The sequence below is a fragment of the bacterium genome (assembly GCA_037131655.1).
Taxonomy (GTDB): domain Bacteria; phylum Armatimonadota; class Fimbriimonadia; order Fimbriimonadales; family JBAXQP01; genus JBAXQP01.
Map to the genome: position 1 here is coordinate 1 of JBAXQP010000158.1, position 6,565 is coordinate 6,565.

5 protein-coding genes are annotated in these 6,565 nt (G+C 47.7%); all 5 read right to left on the minus strand.

What is annotated here, in order from left to right; all coding sequences use genetic code 11:
• Nucleotides 1-347: 347 nt before the first annotated feature.
• The 5 genes from raiA to WCO51_08285 all read right to left on the minus strand — a co-directional run bounded on the left by raiA (nt 348) and on the right by WCO51_08285 (nt 6,200).
• The gene (raiA, locus tag WCO51_08265) at nt 348-881 is read right to left on the minus strand and encodes a ribosome-associated translation inhibitor RaiA (GenBank protein ID MEI6513252.1); all 534 of its coding nucleotides are present in this window, start codon (nt 879-881) and stop codon (nt 348-350) included.
• Between the two features lie 11 nt (nt 882-892).
• A complete protein-coding gene (ispD, locus tag WCO51_08270) occupies nt 893-2,092 on the minus strand; it encodes a 2-C-methyl-D-erythritol 4-phosphate cytidylyltransferase (protein MEI6513253.1) in 1,200 nt (399 codons plus the stop codon).
• The gene (locus tag WCO51_08275) at nt 2,037-3,356 is read right to left on the minus strand and encodes a PIN domain-containing protein (GenBank protein ID MEI6513254.1); all 1,320 of its coding nucleotides are present in this window, start codon (nt 3,354-3,356) and stop codon (nt 2,037-2,039) included. The genes ispD and WCO51_08275 overlap by 56 nt, the downstream gene beginning before the upstream one ends.
• Nucleotides 3,357-3,511: 155 nt before the next feature.
• Entirely contained in the window at nt 3,512-5,884 is a 2,373-nt protein-coding gene (locus tag WCO51_08280) for a cation-translocating P-type ATPase (protein MEI6513255.1), read from the minus strand.
• Nucleotides 5,859-6,200: a metalloregulator ArsR/SmtB family transcription factor gene (locus tag WCO51_08285; protein ID MEI6513256.1), complete on the minus strand. Its 342-nt coding sequence runs from the start codon at nt 6,198-6,200 to the stop codon at nt 5,859-5,861. Before WCO51_08285 ends, WCO51_08280 begins: the two co-directional genes overlap by 26 nt.
• Nucleotides 6,201-6,565: the final 365 nt, after the last annotated feature.

Genomic DNA, 6,565 nt, shown 5'->3' on the forward strand with positions numbered 1-6,565 from the left:
GGATGAAAGGGAGGGGTGGGGATGAATAATCACTTCATACGCCTCCCCATGTAGGGATTGGGCTTGCCCTGCTCTCCGGAGTGCGCAGCAAGCTACGCCCCTACAAGAGATTGCTGCGGAGGCCGTTAGGGTATTTCAATGGGCTTCAGAGACGCGCCAGCTAGCACGCACCCCCAATACTGGACGGGGGGCAGTCAATAACCCGTATCGCCCTTCGATACGACCAAAAGGGCTTTTCAGGGTTTTCTTTAGAGGCGAGGCATTAGCATTACAGGTGAATATAAGTAAGAAAATGGGGGACGCTCATTGAGCATCCCCCATTTGGGTTTTATTTGAATTTACGGTTTTTATTCGGGTCCGATTAGACCGTAGTTACCGCTTGGGAGGCGGTATAGGAGGCAAACTTGATTGTTTTCGACGTTATTGAAGATGTAGAAATCACGTCCTTGCAACTCCATTTGTAAAACCGCTTCCTCTGGGGTAATAGGTTTCATCGTGAAGGTTTTGATTTTGCTGATCCGTGGCTCGTCTTCTTGAACCACTGTTTCATCAACCACCAGCTCTAATTCTTTATGTCCGTTACCGCGTCCGTTGTGCTTTTTCATAAGCTTATTGCGGAAGCGTTTCAGGCGGTCTTCGACGTGGTCGACGGCAGAATCGATAGCGGCGTGAAGATCAGTTGCCTCGCCGGTGCCGCGGATGTTATAACCGTCGGCATTGAGCTGGAGTTCGATAATGTGGCGTCCGCGAAGTTCGTCATGTACGAATTCCACTTTGCCAATCTTGTGGAGGTACTTTTCGAGTTTTTCAACCCTTTTAGCAGCATGATCTATAATCGGGGTTGGTAATTGACCATGAGCGTTTCTTACGTGCAGTTCCATAATTAACCTCCTCAGGGACGCTTTATAGTAGCGACTGCGAAACAGGCGATACCTTCGCCTCTTCCGATAGCGCCAAGCGCCTCGTTTGTTGTTGCCTTAATATTAATACGAGCGGGCGAGAGATTTAGTGACAAAGAAATGGCTTCGCACATCTTTTTTGAATAAGGCGCGATGATTGGCGCTTCCGCGATGAGGGAAACGTCAATGTTGACCACCTTCCACCCAACCTCCTGCAAGTGATGTCCCGTCTCTTGGAGAAGTATGAGACTGGATATATCTTTATATCGGGCATCTGAGTTTGGAAATAGATGTCCAATATCGCTTAAACCGGCTGCACCTAGCAGCGCATCGCAAATTGCATGCGTCAGCACATCAGCATCAGAATGGCCATCAAGCCCTCGTTCATATTCGATCTCAACTCCACCAAGTACGAGACGGCGGCCATGAGCGAATGGGTGAATGTCATATCCTATCCCCATTCGTATTTCAGGGGTGGCAGAAGGCTGAACCGTGACGGGCGTCATATCGGTTTGTGAAGCAATAGCCTGGGCGAGGACAAGATCCTCCGGTTTGGTGATCTTAAAATTGGTGGACTCGCCTTCGATCATGAATACAGGTTCAGCGAGGTGTTCGATAAGAGAAGCATCGTCGGTTGATTGGAAGTTATCTTGAGACGCGACTTGATGCGCGCGCCTTATCAATTGGGTGTTAAACACCTGGGGCGTTTGCACCGCGAACACTCCTTCTCGATCTAATGTTCTATCTATAGGACGGTTCATTGCACCTGTCTTCAGTGTATCACATATCGATACCGATGGTATAGCAGCATTATGTAAAATCACAGAATCGATAAGGCGTTCGATAAGGTCAGGGGATACTAATGGGCGAGCCGCATCGTGAATAGCGACGTAATCGACATCATCAGATAGAGCTTCGATGCCAAGGCGAGATGATTCCTGCCGCGTAGCGCCGCCAGCGATCACTGCTCTTAGCTTTGACAAACACGCATCTTGTGCTGCAGCCCACCACCGGTCTTCAGTTCCCGTGGGGACGACAAGTATGATGCCGTCTATTTTTGGATGGCGTTCGAATACTAGCGCCGATAGAAGCCATACTGGTAGTCCGTTGAGGGGCTGCCATAATTTATCTTGTGTGTTACCGAACCGTGCGCTTCGGCCGGCCGCGACTATAATCGCGTGCGTTGTCTTCAATTGATTGATCAACCTCTCCTACAGTCTCATCCGGTGTCTCCGCAAAAATCATTTTGCCTGCGGTTGTTTGGAGTACGGAAGTAACAGAAACATCCATTGTCTCGTTCAAGTGTTTGCGTCCGCCTTCGACGACGACCATCGTGCCGTCGTTTAAGTACCCTATACCTTGATTGGGCTCCTTGCCTTCACGAATAATTGTAACGGTGAGAGTTTCACCCGGAAGAACGCTCAGTTTAAGCGACAAAGCAAGATCGTTGACGTTTAAAACCTTAACGCCTTCCAACTCGGCGACCTTATTCAGGTTGTAATCGTTCGTGACGAGATCGCCGCCAATTGCTTTTGCCAACTTAACCAGTCGGGCATCGACTCCTTCTCCGGTATCAGGCGCGCCGCGATCTTGTGCGCCAATTTCCAAGGCGAATTCCTTTTGGGCAGCGTTTAAGATATCCAAACCTCTTCGCCCACGTGCTCTTCGAAGTTGGTCACTCGAATCGGCGATTAACTGCAACTCTTCGAGGACGAAACGTGGGATGTAAATTTGCCCTTCCATAAAACCAGTGCGATATATATCAAGTATGCGTCCATCTATAATTACGTTTGTATCGAAAATTTTGATTGATTTACGACGGATAGTACTTTTACTCGAGCTTGCCCAGGGAAGGACTTCGATAAGCCTTCTGACGGCAGTTAAGCAGAGGTAGATAAAAACTACCCCTGAGAGTATAAGAAATAGCGGGAAAAGCGGGCCGGTTTGTAGAAGAAGAGGGATAAAAATGGAGGTCATTACAACGCCCAGCAGAATGCCTCCGACTGTCGCTAGTGTCTCCTGAGGTTCCATTTCCTCCATATGACGGGTTGCCACCCCAATCCAGTGCAGGATTTCGGTGCCAAATACAAGACCAAGCAGAGTTCCCGCGACGACGCAACCTATAGTAACAAGAGTGCCTAGAGTAACAAGAATGCCTAGGAAACCGGGTAACTTAAGAGGCATTTCATCCAATTTTGTCACAACGGGTTGTGTAACAGGTGGTTTAGACTCAAGCGTAGACTTTACATCTCTAGGTAGGCCAGTTTTTGGTGCCGGTTTGGGGGGTGTTTCTGGAATATTCGGTGGATTGGTTTCTAATGATGGCGGAGCCGTTTTAGTAGCCCCGCTATTCGCCATATTTACGATATGTTTTTGTATGCTGCTTGAACTCATCCCGCCAAGGATGCCGCCCGTTATCATGCAAAGAATGACAAAAAGAATGCGCATGGATTTCATGATCAATGACTTCCTTATCGCGTCGAATTAATACGACGCTTGTATTAGAATATGAAAATATATGATTCTTAAAGATTTTACCAGAGTCTACTCATAAGAATTGTCGTAATAGTTCTTTATTCAAAAGCCAATTCAAATCACAGGTCCGAAATAAATTACGAACCTTGAGAGCAAGAGCAGTGATCGCTGGAGCAGTTATTAAGCGTCTCTTTCGGCCAGCGCATGCGGAGGGCATTTAAAGTGACGATTAAGGAGACCCCCATGTCGCCCGCAACAGCCAACCAGAGGTTTTGGGCGCCGAAGAAAGCGGCTATAATAAGCGCCAACTTTGTGCTTAAGCTGAACCAGATGTTCTGGCGCATAATCATCATCATCTGCCTGGAAAGGTTTAAAAGTTCAGGGATTAGATTGATCTTATCATTCAGCAGGACGATATCCGCGCTTTCAACTGCGGCATCAGAACCGATTGCTCCCATTGCGATTGCTACATCTGCCGATTGGAGTGCGAGTACATCGTTGATCCCGTCACCAATCATGGTTGTCGTTCCCCATTTCGCTCGGATATCCTCGACAGCGATCTGTTTTTGTTGAGGTAAGAGATCTCCAAAGAAGTCTGTGCTACCGACTTTTTCAGCAAAAGCGGAGGTGACCACTTCATTATCGCCGCTGAGGATGCCGACATGTTTAACTCCCTGTCGCTTGAGTTTATCTAATACCGATTTGGCATCTTCGCGGGCAGTATCCGTGAATGTGATGCATCCGATTGCGTGGTCTTGATTAACCAATGCAATAGCGGTTTTGCCATCTAGTTCTAAGTCTGTGAGTAATTGTTTGAGCTTTGGGTCATCCAATAAGCGCTTATTTCCCATCCGGTACATTTGCCCATCAATTTCAGCTTCGAGGCCGCGTCCGGGGAATATTTGAAATTTATTAACAGGCTTAATTGGGATTTCTTCAAGTTTGGCAAGGTTACGGACTGCATCTGCAAGTGGGTGTTCGGAAGATTCTTCAAGTGATGCGGCCAAACTGATAACCTGTTTGCGGTCATAACCATTTAAGGGGATTACTTTATCGACAGATATTTTGGCATGGGTGAGGGTGCCGGTTTTGTCGAACAGAATGGCATTCGAGCTAGCGAATGCTTCGAGATAGGCGCCGCCTTTGATTAAAATACCTCTTCGAGAAGCAAGGCCGATCGCAGTTATGATAGCTACCGGAGTTGAAATAATAAGGGCACAAGGGCAGGCGACGATTAAGAGCCACAACGCGCGGAAGAACCAGGGCTGGAAAGGTTGGTGGAATAAGAGGGTTGGAACTGCAGTTATGAGGATAGCCAGCAGCACTACCAACGGAGTGTAGTAGGCAGCGAAACGGTCTATCATGTGCTGAGCGGGGGCGCGTTTTGCTTGGGCTTCCTCGAATAAGTGAATAACACGCGCGAGAGTCGTTTCACCATAGGGGTGGAGAACGGTGAATCTAAGTACTCCCTCTCCGTTTAAGCTTCCCGCATAGACGCTGTCTCCAGGTTCTTTATCAACCGGTAAACTTTCCCCTGTCAGAGCCGATTGATCGACGTTTGATGCGCCTTCGATGACTTGGCCATCCAATGGCACTCGCTCTCCCGGCCTAACTTCAATCATATCTCCTGCTGAAATCGAACCGATCGGGCGTTCGCTATCTTCTCCGTTAGTAATTACTCTGGCGGTTGCCGGAGTGATGGCAATTAGCCGTTCAAGCGCACGCCGCGTTCGTTGGATAGCCATTGATTGTAATGAGTTCCCAAAGGCAAATAACCATGCGACACTTGCGGCTTCGGTCCATTGTCCTAATGAAGCTGCGCCGATGACAGCAATTGTCATTAGCGTATTCATAGTGATGGCCTTGTATCTAATTCCCGCAATTGCTGAACGCAGAGAGGGATAGCCGGCGATGAATGCGCCGAGCAGGTAGGGAATGAGGTTATAAGTGGGTAAAATTTTGAAATGCACGGATGCCCAACCGGCGGCAATTAGCAATCCTGAGAATATCAGTTCGTAAAGGCGAGGGAAGAGCTTTATGCTTTGAACGGCCGTTCGCTCGTTTTCCGGGTGAGCGACATAGCCTAGTTGGCCGATAGCGCGAGTAATTTGGCCGATTGAAATTTTATTTGGGTCATACTCAACATGCAGACGGCTAGTGGTGAAAGTAGCGCCTGCCCAGCCGACCCCTTTTAATCCACGCACCATCCTCTCTGTCTCCTGAGCACAATCAGGGCAGTCAAGACCGCTCAGAACGAGGGTGTCATGCGTCATCCCCTCAGTCATTCCCCTGCAGATATTTCGGACATTCTCTTCAAATCCAAGCGGTACGTTCCCATCAAGAAATTGAACGGATAAAACCCCCGAATCACGGTCAAAGAACGTTCTCTCAACGTTTGACATTTCTGAGAGCGCTCTTTCAATTCGTTCACGACATTCCACGCAGGCAAGCGCAGATGGCGCGTACGATTTCAAATCAATTGTTTCAGCCTGAACCGTGCCTTTTCTCAAGAACGTGCTCCAAACCATCGGCATACAGCCGTTTTATATGTTCGTCTGCAAGTGAGTAGTAGATGTGTTTTCCCGCTCGACGGGATTTGACTAGTCTTAATAGATGAAGTCGTCGAAGCTGATGGGAGGCAAGCGATTCGGAGATTCCTATCGCTGCGGATAAGTCGCAAACGCAAGTTTCTTCTAAGAAGAGCGCGTGCAAAATCCGAAGGCGTGTAGGATCACCAAGCGCCCCGAATATCTCCGCAAGCCTTTGAACGGTCTCTTCGCCCATTGCTTCGGAGTTGTGAATTAATTTTTTATCAGTAACAGCCATCAAGAGAACACCTGAACACTTGAATATACGTTCATATGTATTTTACCATAGTCCTTCTTATCTTAAGCCAGTAAATTTAGCAGGTTAGATGTCGAATCTCACCACAATGTGAACGGTTGAGGTCACTCAAGATAGAACATTAGTAGGAAGCTGCATAAAGAAGAATCATCCTTGCGATGTCACATTTCAATGGCTAGTGGGCAAGTCCCCAAACCCCCGATTTTCAATCAGGCTTCATGCTTATATCCGATCCGGCTTTACCTATTTTCAGCGTGCAAACTGATGAAGTTACCTGGTAGAATTTAATTTAGAAAAGAAAAAGTATTAAAGTTCCAATATAAGTAATATAGCTTGGAATACATAAG

Excerpts from the sequence above, each read along its gene's own strand:
- raiA (MEI6513252.1), bottom strand. The coding sequence starts at position 881 with ATGGAACTGCACGTAAGAAACGCTCATGGTCAATTACCAACCCCGATT.
- WCO51_08275 (MEI6513254.1), bottom strand. The coding sequence starts at position 3,356 with ATGAAATCCATGCGCATTCTTTTTGTCATTCTTTGCATGATAACGGGC.
- WCO51_08285 (MEI6513256.1), bottom strand. The coding sequence starts at position 6,200 with ATGGCTGTTACTGATAAAAAATTAATTCACAACTCCGAAGCAATGGGC.